This is a genomic window from Halalkalibacter alkaliphilus (assembly GCF_023555415.1).
Classification (GTDB): Bacteria; Bacillota; Bacilli; order Bacillales; family Bacillaceae_D; genus Halalkalibacter; species Halalkalibacter alkaliphilus.
In genome coordinates this window covers 30312-48136 of record NZ_JAKRYL010000016.1, presented here as the reverse complement: position 1 = coordinate 48136, position 17825 = coordinate 30312, and the positions used below count along the sequence as shown (strand labels likewise).

14 protein-coding genes are annotated in these 17825 nt (G+C 38.4%); 8 read left to right on the top strand and 6 right to left on the bottom strand.

From position 1 onward, the window contains the following. Positions 1 to 145 precede the first annotated feature (145 nt). Both MF646_RS15345 and MF646_RS15340 read right to left on the bottom strand, forming a co-directional pair. The gene (locus MF646_RS15345) at positions 146 to 1588 is read right to left on the bottom strand and encodes a glycoside hydrolase family 1 protein (protein ID WP_250097392.1); all 1443 of its coding nucleotides are present in this window, start codon (positions 1586 to 1588) and stop codon (positions 146 to 148) included. Between the two features lie 248 nt (positions 1589 to 1836). Continuing rightward, positions 1837 to 2715, bottom strand: coding sequence for a Cof-type HAD-IIB family hydrolase (locus tag MF646_RS15340; RefSeq protein WP_250097391.1), 879 nt, complete (start codon positions 2713 to 2715; stop codon positions 1837 to 1839). Between the two features lie 295 nt (positions 2716 to 3010). Here MF646_RS15340 and licT point away from each other — a divergent pair, with 295 nt between their 5' ends. The 6 genes from licT (at position 3011) to MF646_RS15310 (ending at position 11144) form a co-directional block, all read left to right on the top strand. After that, on the top strand, positions 3011 to 3859 hold the full coding sequence (gene licT / locus MF646_RS15335) for a BglG family transcription antiterminator LicT (RefSeq protein ID WP_250097457.1): 849 nt from the start codon (positions 3011 to 3013) through the stop codon (positions 3857 to 3859). Between the two features lie 217 nt (positions 3860 to 4076). Further along, the gene (locus MF646_RS15330) at positions 4077 to 6023 is read left to right on the top strand and encodes a beta-glucoside-specific PTS transporter subunit IIABC (RefSeq protein WP_250097390.1); all 1947 of its coding nucleotides are present in this window, start codon (positions 4077 to 4079) and stop codon (positions 6021 to 6023) included. Positions 6024 to 6100: 77 nt separating this feature from the next. Further along, the gene (gene ascB / locus MF646_RS15325) at positions 6101 to 7537 is read left to right on the top strand and encodes a 6-phospho-beta-glucosidase (RefSeq protein WP_250097389.1); all 1437 of its coding nucleotides are present in this window, start codon (positions 6101 to 6103) and stop codon (positions 7535 to 7537) included. Between the two features lie 17 nt (positions 7538 to 7554). Continuing rightward, positions 7555 to 8964 carry an aryl-phospho-beta-d-glucosidase gene (locus MF646_RS15320; RefSeq protein WP_250097388.1) on the top strand — a complete coding sequence of 470 codons (1410 nt, stop codon included), beginning with the start codon at positions 7555 to 7557 and terminating at the stop codon, positions 8962 to 8964. A 404-nt stretch (positions 8965 to 9368) separates the two neighbouring features. After that, entirely contained in the window at positions 9369 to 9569 is a 201-nt protein-coding gene (locus MF646_RS15315; RefSeq protein ID WP_250097387.1) for a cold-shock protein, read from the top strand. Between the two features lie 129 nt (positions 9570 to 9698). Further along, a complete protein-coding gene (locus MF646_RS15310) occupies positions 9699 to 11144 on the top strand; it encodes a DEAD/DEAH box helicase (protein ID WP_250097386.1) in 1446 nt (481 codons plus the stop codon). Between the two features lie 287 nt (positions 11145 to 11431). On the opposite strand, the gene betB is transcribed toward MF646_RS15310, so the two are convergent. The 4 genes from betB to MF646_RS15290 all read right to left on the bottom strand — a co-directional run bounded on the left by betB (position 11432) and on the right by MF646_RS15290 (position 15382). Beyond that, positions 11432 to 12901: a betaine-aldehyde dehydrogenase gene (betB, locus tag MF646_RS15305; protein ID WP_250097385.1), complete on the bottom strand. Its 1470-nt coding sequence runs from the start codon at positions 12899 to 12901 to the stop codon at positions 11432 to 11434. 21 nt (positions 12902 to 12922) lie between these two features. After that, a complete protein-coding gene (locus MF646_RS15300) occupies positions 12923 to 13279 on the bottom strand; it encodes a Rieske (2Fe-2S) protein (protein ID WP_250097384.1) in 357 nt (118 codons plus the stop codon). Beyond that, the gene (locus MF646_RS15295) at positions 13279 to 14370 is read right to left on the bottom strand and encodes an amidohydrolase family protein (protein ID WP_250097383.1); all 1092 of its coding nucleotides are present in this window, start codon (positions 14368 to 14370) and stop codon (positions 13279 to 13281) included. Before MF646_RS15295 ends, MF646_RS15300 begins: the two co-directional genes overlap by 1 nt. 226 nt (positions 14371 to 14596) lie before the next feature. Beyond that, positions 14597 to 15382 carry an AraC family transcriptional regulator gene (locus MF646_RS15290; RefSeq protein ID WP_275980336.1) on the bottom strand — a complete coding sequence of 262 codons (786 nt, stop codon included), beginning with the start codon at positions 15380 to 15382 and terminating at the stop codon, positions 14597 to 14599. A gap of 237 nt (positions 15383 to 15619) precedes the next feature. On the opposite strand from MF646_RS15290, the gene MF646_RS15285 reads away from it, so the two are divergent. Both MF646_RS15285 and MF646_RS15280 read left to right on the top strand, forming a co-directional pair. Beyond that, positions 15620 to 16765: a Gfo/Idh/MocA family protein gene (locus tag MF646_RS15285; protein ID WP_250097382.1), complete on the top strand. Its 1146-nt coding sequence runs from the start codon at positions 15620 to 15622 to the stop codon at positions 16763 to 16765. Then, positions 16762 to 17658, top strand: coding sequence for a sugar phosphate isomerase/epimerase family protein (locus tag MF646_RS15280; RefSeq protein WP_250097381.1), 897 nt, complete (start codon positions 16762 to 16764; stop codon positions 17656 to 17658). The genes MF646_RS15285 and MF646_RS15280 overlap by 4 nt, the downstream gene beginning before the upstream one ends. Positions 17659 to 17825: the final 167 nt, after the last annotated feature.

The window sequence follows — 17825 nt, the reverse complement described above, 5'->3', positions numbered from 1 at the left end:
GGCAGTCTACTTATTTTTTTAGTGAATGGTGACAGGAGCCAGTATTTATGGAAGTTATTGAAATCTATTTTTAGGGCTTAACAAGTACCTCCTTGCGTATGAAAAAGATCAAGAGCCACATGGACTCTTGATCGCTGCTTTTTTCTTATTCCAATTCCTTTCCATTCGTTGCAATCACATTTTGATACCAATAGAAAGATTTTTTCTTCTTACGCTCAAGGGTACCGCTGCCGTCGTCCTGCTTGTCAACATAAATGAAACCGTAGCGCTTCGACATTTCACCTGTTGACATACTAACAAGATCGATACAACCCCAAGCTGTATAGCCCATTAATTCAACACCATCCTCAATCGCTTCACCCATCGCTTTAATATGCTCACGTAAGTAGTTGATCCGATAATCATCATTGATACTGCCATCTTCTTCGACAGTGTCGTATGCACCAAGGCCGTTTTCTACTACAAAAAGAGGGACGCGGTAACGATCGTATAGTTGATTTAAGCCGATTCGTAGTCCAGTTGGATCAATTTCCCAGCCCCAGTCACTTGCTTTAAGGTGTGGGTTTTTTACACCAGCTATGAGGTTTCCTGATGCTTTTTCCTCTTTTGTTAGCTCTTTCTTTTCTGTACGAGACATATAATAGCTGAGAGAAATGAAGTCAACTGGGTACTGTTTAAGTGTTTCTAAATCGCCATCTTCCATATTGATGTTAATGTCATTTTCTTTAAAGAAACGCTTGGAGAAGGCAGGGTACTCCCCACGAACATGAACATCACCACAAATATAGTTAAAGACTTGTTCTTCTTTCATGGCATGTAGGACGTTTTGCGGATTGCAATCATATGCGTATACAGGCATATAAATTAACATGCAACCAATTTGTGAGCCAGGAATGATTTCGTGACAAGCCTTAACAGCTAAGCTGCTCGCAACAAACTGATGGTGTAACCCTTGGAAGCTTTCTTGAAGACGAACATCTTCTGTAGCAGGGGAGAACCCAAGGCTCATAATAGGAAGATGTGTAGCACCATTGATTTCGTTAAAAGTTAACCAGTACTTTACTTTGTCTTTATAACGGTTAAATAAAGTGATGGCATAGCGTTCGAAGAATGAAATGACTTCACGGTTTCTCCAACCACCATACTCAGTAATTAAATATAAAGGCATTTCATAGTGGGAGATCGTTACAACTGGCTCGATTCCATGCTTTAAGCACTCGTCGAATACACGGTCGTAAAATGCTAGGCCTTCCTCGTTTGGCTCAAGCTCGTCTCCTTTAGGGAAAATACGAGACCAAGCGATTGACATACGGTATGTTTTAAATCCTAATTCAGCAAATAATGCGATATCGTCTGCGTAACGATGATAAAAATCGATCGCTTCGTGGTTTGGGTATGTCGTGTATTTCTTTGTATCAATTTTAAAATCGAATCCGGGTTTTGAGATGACATTTAAACGGACTTTTCCACCAGGCATCACATCTGCCAGGTTCATCCCTTTGCCGTCTTCAAGATACGCACCTTCTACTTGATTGGCAGCTGTAGCACCGCCCCATAAAAATCCTTCGGGAAATTGATAGTTCGTCATAAAGAAAACCTCCATGTTAAATTTAAAATGAATACTCATTCACTAGGATAAAATAAAAAAACCTAAATCACGTCGGGAAGACATACTAGTCTCATAGATACGTGATTTAGGTTTTGCCTGTGTGAACAGTTACAATCCTAAATGGGTTGTTTGTTTATTTGCGATAACTATAACATGGTTTTTTTTAGCTAGCAAGGATTTTTGTAAACGTTATTTTTTGCAAGCACACATTTGAAGTGGTAGAGTCCTTACCGAACAGTCTTCTTGATACCGTCTTTAAGTATTTTTTCAATCGCAAAGGCGACCCCGTGTTCAGAGTTCTTTTTTGTTGTGAAGTTACAGATTTTTTTAATGCCTAAAGCCGCATTTTCCATTGCGACACTGAACCCAGCTATTTCAAGCATCGAAAAATCATTAAAATTATCGCCAATGGCCATGACATCCTCTAGCTCAATTCCTTGTCTGCTAGAGTAGAAAGCAAGAGCAGCTCCTTTATTAGCATCACGATGGTTAAATTCAAGATTTTGGTGACCGGATGAGGTTATGGTAAGGTCATGTTCATCTTTTAACTGTTCACGGATTCTTTGCAGAACATCTTCTTCTAAAGAAAAGGTAAGGAACTTAAAGACATCAATTTCGTCATTATTGAAAATATGATCAAAGTCATCAACGGTTTGAATCTTTTCATCTTGGAAACGTTGCTTTACTTTTTCTTTAATGACGTTTGTTTCAACGTTAGGATAATGGGCTTTCATGACATCAACCAATATATGAATAAATGCATCCCGATTGATAGAGTAGCCTCCAGCACTTGTGAAGATTTCAAAATAACTTGATTCACTCGTACACGCGAGTTCAATTTTTCTACATGCTTCCTTGTCTAATGCGATATTACGAATTAATTCTCCGTTCTTTAAATACACCTGTGCTCCATTTAAACAAATGATTGGGCAAGATAAGCCTGCTTCCATTAAGGGTTTTGCCGCAGCTTTATAAGAACGACCTGTTGCGATCACGACTTCGATCCCTAATTCCTGTGCCTTTCGGATTGCTTTTGCATTTTCTGTGCTAACTTCGCTTTTTTCGTTTAATAATGTCCCATCCATATCTGTTGTGATTAATTTCATAGTTTTCTCCTCTCTATGACTCTATAATATCTATGGATAAAGCATAAACTAGTTTTGAAAAAATGAAAAATTATTTTTTTTGAAAGGTTGTTGACAATGATTATTTTGTCATGGTATAAAGTTAGTAAGCGATTTCAATTTAATATTTTCTTAGACGGATTGTTACTGTTCGGCAGGCAAAACCTAAGTTTGTTTCGGAGGCTCTTAATGGGGTATTCTGTATACAAGGTTGGGTTTTTTTTATACCCTTTTTACAGACTGACCGAAACAAAACAGAAGTAGGGCGGGTTTGATGATGAAGATTAAAAAAGTGTTTAACAATAATGTCGTAATAGCGAATAATGAACAAAACCAAGAGGTTGTCGTGATGGGACGGGGACTTGCCTTTCAAAAAAAGGCCGGGGAACCAATTGATACATCCAAAATCGAGAAAACCTTTGTGTTAGAAAAGCACGGTGTTTCTGATAAGTTAGCGAAGCTGTTAAACGATACTTCTGAAAGATATCTTAATATATCGTCTAAGATTTTAGATTATGCTAAATCGCGATTGCCATACAAATTGGATGATCATCTGTATGTGGCTTTAACAGACCATATTAGTTTTGCCATTAGCAGGCATAAGCAGGGGATTCACTTAAAGAACCCTCTTTTATGGGAAATAAGAAAGCATTATAAGCTTGAGTTTCAAGTATCTTTGAAAGCGTTAGCTATTATTCAAGAAGAAACCGGAATCTTGTTTGGTGAAGATGAGGCGGCATCTATTGCTCTTCATCTAGTCAATAGCCAGTTATCTGGTGAGAATATGGCTGAAGCTGTTCAAGTGACAGAAATGGTCAATAATATCTTAAATATCGTAAAGTACCATTTCGGAATGGAATTAGATGAAAGTTCCATTAACTATGAACGTTTTCTCACTCATCTGCGCTTTTTCGCGATGAGGTTTGTAAGGAAAGAGCGAGTGGAGGAAACAGAAGACAATTTCCTCTATGAACAGCTGAATAAAAAATATCCTGAAGCCTTTCGGTGCAGTGAAAAGATTAAAGTGTACCTAGAAAAGAGCTATAAGTGGGAGATTTCGAAGGATGAGATCATCTATTTAACGCTGCATATTCATCGTGTTACACAGCGTTACCAGCAAAGCTGAGGAAGAGTAAGCAAAATTTAAAGTGCAACAGCAATCATTTTTTCTATAAAAGAAAGCGTTACCTTAATCAAAACTTTATATTTTAGCTAGGAATGTTACCTTAAGTGGGCTTAACCTGGTCTGATGAGAAGCACAAGTGTTATTTTTGTGCGCTTAATCGGATCAGGTTTTTTATTTACAAAAATACGAAAGATAAATGAGAAAGTGGGGGTTAGTCATGAAATACGAACAATTAGCCAAGTCAATTATTGAAAAAGTTGGCGGGAAAGAGAACGTGAAAAGTGTTGTTCATTGTATTACAAGATTACGATTTAAATTAAAAGATGAAAGCAAAGCTCAAACAGAGGCTTTAAAAAATATGGATGATGTTGTAACCGTTATGAAAAGTGGTGGACAATATCAAGTCGTTATCGGGAATCATGTTCCTGACGTGTACAAAGCGGTTGTTGCTGTTGGCGGATTCGCTGATCAGTCGCAGCAAAATGAGGAAGACGCAAACGAGAATAAAGGGAGCCTTTTTAGTCGCTTTATCGATATAATCGCAAGTATTTTTACACCAATCTTAGGTGTTCTAGCAGCAACAGGGATGATTAAAGGATTTACTGCGTTGTTTTTATCAGTTGGTTGGCTAGATGCGAATGATGGAACGTATCAAATCTTAAATATCGTTGGGGATTCATTGTTTCATTTCTTACCAATCTTCTTAGGTTACACGGCGATGAAGAAGTTTGGTGGATCGCCATTTATCGGGATTGCCATTGGTGCGTCGTTAGTGTATCCAGCGGTTGATACATTGATGACAGGTGACCCGCTTTACGTATTATTTGCAGGAACGATGTTTGAATCACCTGTGTTTGTAACATTCTTTGGTATTCCAGTTATTTTAATGAGTTATGCTTCTTCAGTTATTCCAGTTATTCTTGCAACATTCTTTGGAGCGAAGATAGAAAAATGGTTTAAGAAAGTTATTCCTGATGTTGTAAAAACATTCTTAGTGCCATTCTTTACATTGCTTGTTCTTGTACCATTAACATTTATTATCATTGGGCCAATTTCTACATGGGCGGCAAGAATTGTAGGTCAAGCAACGGTGTTTGTGTATGATTTAAGTCCAGTTATTGCAGGTTTGTTTATTGGAAGTTTCTGGCAAGTGTTAGTTATTTTCGGTTTACACTGGGGTCTTGTACCAGTTGTCATTAACAACCTATCAACATTTGGTGCTGATCCAGTATTAACAATGATGTTTGCAGCTTCGTTTGCACAGATTGGTGCGGTGCTTGGAGTTTATCTAAAGACAACAAATAAAAAATTAAAATCACTTAGTATTCCAGCATTTATTTCAGGGATCTTTGGTGTAACAGAGCCTGCAATTTACGGGGTTACACTACCGAAGAAAAAACCATTTATTATCAGCTGTATCGCTGCAGGTATTGGTGGTGGAATCATTGGATTTTTTGGAACACAAACTTATATGATTGGCGGCCTTGGAATTTTCATGATCCCATCATTTATTGGGCCAAATGGCCTTGATATGACCGTATGGGGTGCTTTAATTGCGATGGTTGTTGCATTCGTTTTAGGTGCAGTCTTAACGTATTTATTTGGTGGGGTAAATAAAGAAGAAACTCCGCTTGAGAAAGCAGAAGTAGCAGCTACTGAAGCTCCTGTAGAACCAGTAGTAGAAACAATAATTAACAGTGCAGTAGAAGTAAAAGGTGAAGTCGTTTCAAGTCCATTTTATGGAGAGGTATTACCACTTAAGGAAGTGAAAGATGAGGCGTTTGCAACAGGGGCGCTTGGTAATGGGATTGCTGTTATACCGACGGCAGGTAAACTAATTGCACCTGTGTCAGGAACGATTTCAGCGTTATTCCCGTCAAAGCATGCTGTTGGGATTATCTCTGATAATGGAGCAGAATTATTAATTCATGTAGGAATGGATACGGTTCAACTTCAAGGTGAGTTTTTCACGGCTCATATTCAACAAGGAGACCGAGTGGAAAAAGGACAACTTCTAATTGAGTTTGATATTAAGGGTATTCAGGGAGCTGGGTTTGACATTACGACACCTGTCATTGTCACGAATTCAGATCGATATAACTTAATGACAACAGAAGAAAAAGAAGTGAAACATGGTGACAGTTTAATCACATTAATTAAATAAGAACTATGACGGAAGCCAGAAGGAAAAGGTACCATCAACCTTCCTTCTGGTTTCTCTTAATAGGGAGGAGTGTTGTTATGTCTACTTATCAATTTCCAGGACATTTCTTATGGGGTGGTGCGATCGCTGCCAATCAAACAGAAGGTGCGTATCTAGAGGATGGGAAAGGCTTAACCTTGGTAGATTTGTTGCCAACAGGGAAGAAACGTTGGGATGTAATGTTAGGCAAGCTTGACCAATTTACACCGCTAGAAGGTGAATTTTATCCTTCACATGAAGCGATTGACTTTTACCACCGATATAAAGAGGACATTGCTCTTTTTGCCGAAATGGGCTTTAAAGCATTGCGTGTGTCGATTGCCTGGGCTCGTATTTTCCCTAATGGCGATGACTTAGTGCCGAATGAAGCAGGCTTACAATTTTACGATGACTTATTTAATGAGCTCAGAAAACATGGGATTGAGCCTGTTGTTACAATTGCTCATTTTGATGTTCCAGTCAATCTTATTGAGAAATACGGAAGCTGGAGAGACCGCAAACTTGTAGGTTTTTTTGAAACGTATGCGAAGACGATTTTGAAACGATATAAGGATAAAGTGAAATATTGGATGACGTTCAACGAAATTAACATGCTTCTACATCTGCCTTTTGTAGGTGCTGGACTAGTTTTTGAGGATGGGGAAGATCAAAAGCAAACCAAGTATCAAGCAGCCCATCATCAGTTAGTTGCAAGTAGTTTAGCGGTAAAGGCATGTCACGAAATCAATCCGGATGCAAAGATCGGCTGCATGCTTGCAGCAGGCATGACGTATTCGTATACGTGTAATCCTAATGATGTTATGGACGCGATGGAAAAGGATCGGGAATCGTTTTTCTTTATTGATGTGCAATCTCGCGGAGCATATCCAGGTTATGCGAAACGTTTCTTTAAAGAAAATAACATTGCGATTAAGATGGAAGCCGAAGACGAAGCTTTATTAAAAACACATACCGTTGATTATATCGGCTTTAGCTATTATGCAAGTAGGGCAACGAGCACAGATCCAGAAGTATTGAAAAACCAAACAGCTGGTAACGTTTTTGGATCTATCGAGAATCCATACTTAGAAAAATCAGAATGGGGCTGGACGATTGATCCGAAAGGGTTCCGAATTACAGCAAATCAATTGTACGATCGTTATCAAAAACCTTTGTTTGTTGTAGAAAATGGCTTAGGTGCTATAGATGAAGTGAACGCAGAGGGCGAAGTAAGTGATGACTACCGTATCGAGTATTTACGAAAGCATATTGATGCAATGGGAGAAGCGATTGAAGATGGAGTCGAGATTATCGGGTATACAAGCTGGGGTCCGATTGACATTGTTAGTGCTTCAACTGGAGAAATGAAAAAAAGATATGGTTATATTTATGTAGATAAAGATAATGAAGGAAATGGTTCGTTAAAGCGTCTGAAAAAGAAAAGCTTTCATTGGTATAAGCAAGCGATTGAATCAAATGGACAGAACTTAGATTAATATAAGAGGTGAAAAGGATGAGTAAATTAGCAAAGTTCCCAGAAGGCTTCCTATGGGGTGGTGCGGTAGCGGCAAATCAATTAGAAGGTAATTTTCAAGCGGATGGGAAGGGGTTATCAACGGCTGACGTTTCTCCGAATGGTATTATGAGTCCGCCGGATTATTCCATGAAGGATTTTAATCTCTATCATGAAGGCATAGATTTTTATAACACGTATAAAGAGGATATCGCATTATTTGCCGAAATGGGCTTTAAGGCGTTCCGTTTCTCGATCGCATGGACACGGATTTTTCCTAACGGAGATGAGCTACATCCAAACGAAAAGGGAATAACTTTCTACGAGAACGTGATCGATGAATTGTTAAAACACGATATTGAGCCAGTGATTACAATTTCCCACTATGAAATGCCTTTGCACTTGGTAAGAGAATATGGTGGTTGGAAGAACCGTAAACTTGTGGAGTTTTACGAGCGTTATGCAAAAACATTATTCGAGCGCTATCACGAAAAGGTGAAGTATTGGATGACGTTTAACGAAATCAATGTGTTGCTGCACGCGCCGTTTACTGGTGGCGGACTATTATTTGAAGATGGGAAGAAAAATGAGCAAGATATTTACCAAGCAGCTCACCATCAGTTTTTAGGAAGTGCTTTGGCCGTGAAAGTAGGCCACGAAATCAACCCTGATTTACAAATTGGTTGTATGATTGCTTCGATGATCACATATCCATACACATCAAAGCCGGAAGATATGTTTGCTGCAACGCAGCAGGATCGTAAAACGTTATTCTTCTCTGATGTGCAATCAAGAGGTTACTATCCTTCTTATATGAAAAATTATTGGATTGAAAACGACATCGAGATTGAAATCGAGGATGGAGACTTAGAGATCCTTCGCGAACATACAGTCGATTATATTGGCTTCAGCTATTATATGTCCTTTGTGGCAAGTACAGACCCTGAGCACTTGAAGCAACAAGCATCAGGAAATCTTTTAGCTGGTATTAAGAATCCTTACTTGAAAGCATCTGAGTGGGGCTGGCAAATTGACCCTGTTGGCTTAAGAACTGTTTGTAACCAATTGTACGATCGTTATGAAAAACCACTTTTCATCGTTGAAAATGGGCTAGGTGCTGTCGATGTTATTGAGGAAGACGGAACGATTCAAGATGATTACCGTATTGACTATTTACGTGCTCACATTGCAGAAATGAAAAAAGCCATCGGTGACGGGGTGGATCTAATTGGATACACATCCTGGGGTCCAATTGATTTAGTTAGTGCTTCAACTGCTGAGTTGAAAAAACGCTATGGTTTTATTTACGTAGATCGAGATAGTGAAGGCAAAGGCTCAAATAAGCGTTTGAAGAAGAAGAGTTTTGATTGGTATAAAAATGTGATTGGAAGTAATGGAGAAAAGCTTTAAGAAAAATAAGTTTCATATATGAAGTTTGTGCACATCGTTAGCCCGCTATGAACCTAGTTCATAGCGGGCTAAATTAGTTCAAAAGAGCAGCCTTTTTGCGATCTCTTCTTGATGAGACTTTCTATCTATGGGTTAATTTATCATAGATTGAAGAGGCGAGTGGGAATCTTAGAAGCTGAAAAACCTGGTTCTTTCATGAAAAATGTATGATCAATTTTTCTATTCAGTCGTTTTTAATACAAGTAAGGGATTGCTTTATAAAAATATCTATGCTATATTTAAGAAGTTATTTTTGTTCGGGCTGTTTCAAATCACGAATTAGTATTTAAACTTTTCGCCTTTGATATCATTTGAGCAACAATAGTAATAAATAGTGGCTTTGTCCACATAAGGAGATTATACACATGCAACAAGGTACAGTAAAATGGTTTAACGCAGAAAAAGGTTTCGGTTTCATTGAAGTTGAAGGTGGAGACGATGTATTCGTACATTTCTCAGCTATCCAAGGCGAAGGATTTAAATCATTAGATGAAGGCCAAAACGTTACATTCGACGTTGAGCAAGGTCAACGTGGACCTCAAGCTGTTAACGTTAACAAAGCATAAATAAGGGAAAGGGCTCTAGTAAGGGTCCTTTTTTTTGTATGTAAAAATAGGTTCTGCTTTTTGGCTTGCATATGATGAATTCCTTGAGAGAACCTATATGAAAACAATAACCAGTAAAAGAGGTTGCACATGAATAAACCAAATTTTGAAGATTTGCAAATAAGCGATGCGATAAAAAGAGCCCTTAAGGTAATGAAATTTAGCTCTCCAACTGAGGTCCAAGCAAAAACGATTCCTAGAGCAATCGATCAACAGGACCTTGTCGTAAAATCACAAACAGGAAGTGGGAAGACTGCAGCCTTTGGGATTCCTATTTGTGAAATGATCGAATGGGAAGAGAAAAAGGCCCAAGCCTTGATTTTGACTCCGACGCGAGAACTTGCTGCTCAAGTGAAAGAGGATATCACAAATATCGGAAGGTTTAAACGAATTAAAGCGACGGCTTTATACGGGAAAGAGCCTTTTGCAAAACAAAAAGAAGAGTTGAAGCAGAAAACACATGTCGTTGTAGGGACTCCAGGGAGAGTGACGGACCATATTGAAAGAGAAACATTAAGTTTAGATCAGATCAGGTACCTGATTATAGATGAGACAGATGAAATGTTAAATATGGGCTTCATTGATGATGTGGAAAAGATCATTCAACAATTACCTGATAACCGAGTGACTATGGTTTTCTCAGCTACGCTGCCTAAAGATGTGGAAGCTCTCTGCCATAAGTATATGAAAGAACCCGTTCATATTGAGATCGAAGCAACTGAGGGAACGGCGAGTATGATTGAGCACCGGATTATTGACGTTAGAGAAGAAGGAAAAGTTGCTCTACTAAAAGATGTAACCATCGTTGAAAATCCTGATAGCTGTATCATTTTTTGCAACACAAAAGAACATGTTGATCAAGTATTTGAAGAATTACAGGATTCTAACTATCCATGTGAAAAGCTCCATGGAGGATTAGAGCAAGAAGACCGTTTTGCGGTGATGAATGGTTTCAGAAATGGCGATTTTCGTTATCTAGTTGCAACCGATGTAGCTGCTAGAGGGATTGACGTTGATAATGTGACTCTCATAATTAATTATGATGTTCCGATGGAAAAAGAAAGCTATGTTCATCGAACGGGTAGAACCGGCCGTGCCGGGAATAAAGGCAAAGCAATTACGTTTGCAACAGCAAGTGAGGGCAAATATGTGAAAGCTATTGAGAAATACATCAGTTATGAGATAACACCTTTAGAAATACCAAGTCAGCACGAAGTAATCAGCTCTAAAAGTGCGTTTGACGAAAAATTGAGTGGACGTCGAATTGTAAAAAATAACAAAACTGCACGTATTAATAAAGATATTATGAAGCTGCATTTTACTGGAGGTAAAAAGAAAAAGCTTCGACCAGTTGATTTTGTTGGAACCATTGCCAAGATTCCAGGTGTAACTGCAGATGATATTGGGATTATTACTATTCAGGATACGTTAACGTATGTCGATATTTTAAATGGAAAAGGGTCGGTCGTGTTACAAGCGATGGAAAATACGACGGTTAAAGGGAAAAAGTTGAAAGTAAGTAAAGCTATTAAATAGGAATGTTTTGAAACGATTCTCATAGTAGGATCGTTTTTCTTTTTTGGATATGGTGGGAAGAAGCCGCATGTCAGTACCGTCCCAGAGGAAACATCGGCTTCTTCCAACTCATTAAATAACCCCTTCAATATCCATCTGACAGTAAATCAAGGAAAAGCGACAGTAAATAGTCGACTTTGGACAGTAAATCCCCCATTATCGACAGAATACCACTCAACTTCGACAGAAAGCAGGTGTGATACATACATTATTGCTAGTTCATGACTTTTTAAAGACAACCCATAACACTATTTAAACCAACCTAATGGCTTCGGGTTACTATTTTGATAAATATGCTTCGTTTCAGTATATTCTTCTAAGCCGATGGATCCTAGTTCTCGTCCAATTCCAGATTGTTTATAGCCTCCCCACGGGGCTTGTGGGATGTATGGATGAAAGTCATTGATCCATGTCGTTCCCATTCTTAATTTTTTTACGACGCGCTCAGCCAAATGTAAGTCTTGCGTCCAAACCGCACCTGCTAAGCCGTAAACACTATCATTTGCGAGTAGAATGGCTTCTTCTTCAGTTGAAAATGTCTCAACTGTTACAACAGGACCGAATACTTCTTCTTGGACAATCCGCATGCTCGTGTCACAGTTTGTGAAAATAGTTGGCTCAATAAAATTCCCATTTGCAAGCTTAGGAAGAGGGGAGCGCTTTCCACCAACTGCAATTGTTGCACCTTCTTTTACCCCTAATGCAATATAGTTTTCGATCTTTTCCATATGTTCTTTTGAAATAACAGGTCCCATTTCTGTTTTTTCGTCAAACCCATTCCCTAGAGTAACATGCTTTGCCTTTTCAATGAGTAATGCTACAAACTGATCATGGATCGACTCATGTACGATCAACCTCGATCCGGCTGAGCAAACTTGGCCTGCATGGAAGAATGCGGCATTCATTGCGTAATCAATAGCAACATCAAGATCAGCATCAGCAAAGATAATATTGGGATTTTTTCCTCCTAATTCAAGAGAGGTTTTTTTGAAATTAATCGCTGCTGCTTGCATTATTTTTCGACCGGTTGTCCCTCCGCCTGTAAATGAAATAAGGTCAACATCGAGACTTTCTGCTAACTTTGCACCAACACTTTCGCCTGGTCCTAAAACGACATTGACGACTCCAGGAGGAATCCCTACTTCGTCAAAAATGTCTGCCATTTTAATGGTCGTTAATGGGGTGATTTCACTTGGTTTTAACACGACCGTATTTCCAGCGGCAAGAGCTGGAGCCAGTTTCCAAGCTGCTTGTAATAGTGGATAATTCCACGGTGTAATTTGCCCGCAAACCCCTACAGGTTCACGAACAATTCGACTACTTGAATCAGGAATAGGGGACTCAATAACGTGTCCGCCGTCTTTATCTGCTAACCCTGCAAAGTATTGAAACACGGCTGCAATATCATCCATATCCGCTTCACTTTCAGTGAGAGTTTTTCCTGTATTTAATGTTTCTAGCTCAGCTAGCTCGTCTTTGTATTGCTTGATCTTTTCCGCTACTTGAAATAAAATGTATCCTCTTTCTGTCGCTGACGTATGACTCCATTCCCCTTTATCAAACGCCTTTCTTGCAGCTGCAATGGCTATTTCGGCATCGGTTTTGCTGCCTTCTTCTACAACCGCAATCACCTCTTGGTTATATGGGTTGATAATGTCTCTTGTTTGTCCGGATTGGGAATGAACCCATTCGCCATTTATATACATTTGCGTAATCACTGATCAGTCCTCCTAGTTGATTTATTTACACACAACAACTTGTTCATTTTCAACTTCAACCTTAAAATCTTTTAATTTATATTTTGAGTTTGCTAGCATACACCCACGATTTTTTACATCAAACTCTCGGCCGTGCCATGGACACCTTAGGACTTCTCCTTCGCGTTGATAGTCATATTCTCCAACTTGATCTGTATCGATAGAGGTTCCGCATAACATTCCTTTTGATAAAGGTGCTCCTTGATGTATACAGCGATTAAGGAATGCGGAAAATTCACCATCCATTGTGCGGCAAACGACAATGCTTTTTCTATCAAATTCAGCTTCCATGATTTCTCCTGGCTGAAGATCCGTAACATTGCAAACGACTTGTTTCATTAAGCATCCTCCTTTCTGATTTGGGGAAGCTTCGGATAAAAAGCTCTAGCATTTTCAGAAAAAAGTTTTCGCTGTAAGCTCTCGTCAAGATTAGGAGGTAACGCTTCAAATGGTGAATCATAGTCCCAATGAGGGTAGTCAGTCGAGAAGCAAATAAGTTCATCAGTCCCCATTTGATCGATTAGCTGTAAGAACTCTTTCTTTGTTAGTTCTTCAAGTGGCTGAGTTGTAAAGCGAATATGCTCTTTAATAATGTCACTTGGCATTCGCTTGATCCAAGGCACTTCATGACGTAAATCTTTATACTGCTGATCCATTTTCCGCATCAAATGTGGCACATGAGTGAAACCGCCTTCAATCATCATCAGTTTCAGTCGTGGATATTTTTCAAACACTCCGTTAAAGACCATGTTCGTCACTTGCATCATGTGTGCGGTTGGGATTAACGTGTGCCATTCAATAAAATAACGTGGCCACTTTCCAAAATAAATAGGTGGTTCATTATGATGCATGCCTATCATTAAATCATGACGCTGGGCGGCTTCATAGATTGGATGATAATACGGGTCACCCCACATAATGTCATCAATCGGTAATAACACTTGAATCATTTTTGGGTGTGATCCAACACGGTCAATTTCTCGTACGGCAGCCACCGGATCACCAGCAGCAATGTGAACCGAACCATAGAGACGCTTATCTTTTTCTAACCAGTTTTCAATTTGCCAATCATTATAAGCGGATGCTAAGGCTGTTGCCATCTCATACCAGCCGTGCATGGAAGAGGGGGAAGGATCGAGTGCTCCTGTTAAAATCCCAATCTCGTGTCCACATGGTTCTAATAGTTGCTTGCTCATAAATTCCAAATCGGTTCCGGCTGGTCTACCATCTGGAACGCGTGCATCCGCGCGGTCAACACCAGCGATCGCCGGTTGAACATAGGGCATATGCTTTTCCTGCATCCAGTTACAATCTGTAATGTATTTTTTCCAAGGATTGTCTAGATACATAATTAAATCTTCATAAAGAACTCGTTCGTGGATATCTGTATCAATTAAATGTAGTTTCTGATTTTCTTTTTTTGATTTCATAGTCAGCCCTCCGATTACTCATTCAATAACTAAAAAATAGCATCTAGTAAAAAGAAAGGGCAAACCTCATAAATACGAATTAGAAGAGGTGAGATCTCTCAGTGAAGGCCAGTGAAGGTCAGTGAAAGCCAGTGACAATTTTTGAATATTTCTGTGAATAGAAGAAGGAGGGGGGAATGAAGAATAACCATTTCACCCTGAATTTGTGAAATGGTTACATTACGAATTAGAATTCAATATCCCGAAACTTCTTTGGCGACATACCAACATGGTTTTTAAACGTTGTAACAAAATGAGACGTACTATTGAATCCACATGTATTTGAAATTTCATTTACTGTAAGGTTCGTATTGTGAAGTAATTTCTTCGCATTATTAATCCGATAGTTTATTAAATATTGAACGGGTGAGCAGTTCATATATTTTTTAAATGTTCGAGTAAAATAAAAAGGGCTTAAATACACATGATTTGCGATATCCTCTAGTTTAATATTTTCTTTATAGTGATTTTCAATATAATGAATTGCTTGTTCTATCTTTTTTTCCGTTGAATCGTCAAAAACAGTAGAAATTTGATTAAGTTCATAAAGTATTTTTTGTATATAAATGGACACATCATGCTCATCTACTTCATTACGTTCCGTCATTTTTAAAATTCGATTCATATATTCAGGGATAAGATAATTGTTGGCTAAAGAGTAGACGCAACCATTCTTTTCATAAAGCAATTCGAAATACTCTTTGCTGGAATTGCCGGAAAAGTGAAACCAATCAAAAACGGTTTCTTCTTCAGCTTGGTAAACGTGTGGCTCATAACAATCGAGAAAAACAAAAGAGTTTGCCGTTGCGATAAATTGACGATCTTTGTATTCAATTTTCATTTTCCCCTTTTTTATATACATAAATAAATAGCTATGAAAGGTATCTCTGCTTATCTTGTATTTTTCGGTACAATAAAAGGTCCCTGAGTAAATGAGGTAATAGAGAGCTTTCTTTGAAAAGTCATTTGCCATAGTAAAAAACATTTTTGATTGGGGTAAGGTTCCTTTGTCCTTTATTTTCATAAAAACCTCCAACTGTTTCTTGATAACGTTATTTTATACTAAGTTTCATCTTTTATAAAAAAGATAATAAACGGAGAGCAAGATTCCTAAATGAATAAGCAATATAGATTAATGACTTACGTGTAGGACTGTAATAAGATTTACTTGTAAACAACAATATAAAAAAGTCATTAGGAGGAAATAAACATGGATGTAAGAATTGGACTAGTTGGTGCAGGTTGGATGGGAAAGGCTCATACGAATGCTTTTATTAACGCTTTAATGGCTTTTGGACCTGAAGCTGGCAAACCAGTTTTTGAAGTCGTTTCTGATGTAAGTGAAAGCGCAGCCAAAGCTGCAAGTGAGCAGTTAGGCTATTTACGGTATACAATAGACTGGAAGGAAGTTGTGACAGATGAAAGGGTAGACGTTGTTGATATTGCGACACCAAATGCCTTTCATTATGAAATCGCAAAAGCGGCACTAGAAAACGGGAAACATATTTATTGTGAAAAACCGTTAACTTTATCTGCTGTCCAATCAGAAGAATTGGCAGAGCTTGCAAAGCAAAAAGGAGTAGTGAATTATGTTGGATATAACAATGTAATGAACCCTGCTAACGCCTACATCAAAGAGCTCGTTGATTCAGGTAAGCTAGGCAAGATTGTTAAATTTACTGGGACGTATGATCAAGATGGATTATTGGATGAATCGCTTCCAATTACATGGAGACATATTAATAAATTTTCCGGTTCTGGTTCGCTAGGGGACCTTGGCTCACATTTGCTAAGTGTGTCTCAATATATTCTCGGTAACATTGAAAGTGTAAATGCTCTATCAAAAATCGTTATTGAAGAAAGACCAGTATCAACGGGTTCAACCGAACTTGCGAAAGTGGAAAATGATGATGTGATTTCTATCCTAGCAAACTATGAAAATGGTGCACTTGGAATGATCTCATCAAGCAGAATTGCAGCTGGTAGAAAGAACTACTTAACATATGAAATTCAAGGGACAAAAGGAACTGTGTATTATTCTCTTGAAAGAATGAATGAAGTGAATGTGTATTTTACGTCTGATCATGCCGCAGACAGAGGTTTCCGCCAAGTATTTCTAAGTCCTGAACACAAAGGCTATTCTGCATTTTACCCAGCCGCAGGAATCGCGATTGGTTATAACGATATGAAAGTATTAGAGGCACATGAATTACTTTCTGCCGTATCAAATGGTACTCCATATGTTTGTGATTTTGCGTTTGGAGCGAGCATTGATAAAACTGTAGATGCTATCTTAAAATCTGCGGAAGAGAAGAACTGGGTTGATGTAAGCGAAAAAGGAGGAGTTACAGTATGAATGTAAAATTAGGTTCTGCACCGGATTCGTGGGGAGTATGGTTTCCAGAAAATGAAAAACAAACTCCATGGGAAAGATGTTTAGACGAGATGGAGAAAGCAGGCTATAAAGGAATCGAACTAGGCCCTTGGGGATACCTTCCAAATGAGTATAGTAAATTAAAGGAAGAATTAGAGAAAAGAGATTTAACCTTAACAGCTACGACTTTAGTTGGGGATTTAACTTCTAATGAAAAAACAGATGAACTTATCGCTTTGCTCGACGAAATGAGTGAATTACAATTAAAGTTTTCGTCTGCTCAATATGTCGTTTTAATTGATGATTGTTATACAGATTTATTTACAGGCGAATTTGTACGATCTCCCGAATTAAATGAACAAGAATGGGCTCAGTTTGTGAGCAATGTTGATAAAATTAAAAACCATGCGAAGTCTCAATATGGATTGGAAGTAGTGTTTCATCCACATGCACAAAGCCATATCGAGACAGAGGAACAAATTGAAAGATTGCTAAGAGATAGCAATGTGAACCTTTGTTTAGATACAGGACATCATGCTTATACAGATGGTGACGCAGTAGCCTTTATGAAAAAACATCATGCTAGAATCCCGTACCTGCATCTGAAAAGCTGCGATTTAGAAGTTAGAAAGAGAATGCAGGAAGAAGGATGGTCTTTTGCCAAGGCGGTCAGTGAAGACATCATGTGTGAACCAGCAAAAGGTGTTGTTGATATGGAAGCATTTGTCCAAGTATTAAAAGATATTAAATTTAACGGCTGGGCAATCGTGGAACAAGATATGTACCCTGCACCTTTTGACAAACCATATCCAATTGCGAAACGAACGTATGATTATTTAGAAACGTTATTGCGTAAAGAACAGGTGAAGATCTAGCGTTAGATTGAAGACAGAAAAACCGAAATAAGTTACAGTGATAGTTGAATCCCCCAGAAAAACAAAATGTATCGAGATATATGTAGATTAACTAAATATATGTATCTCGATACCCCGTAGTGTATAAATGAAACAGACTAATCAAATATAATAAATATGTTTTTGTG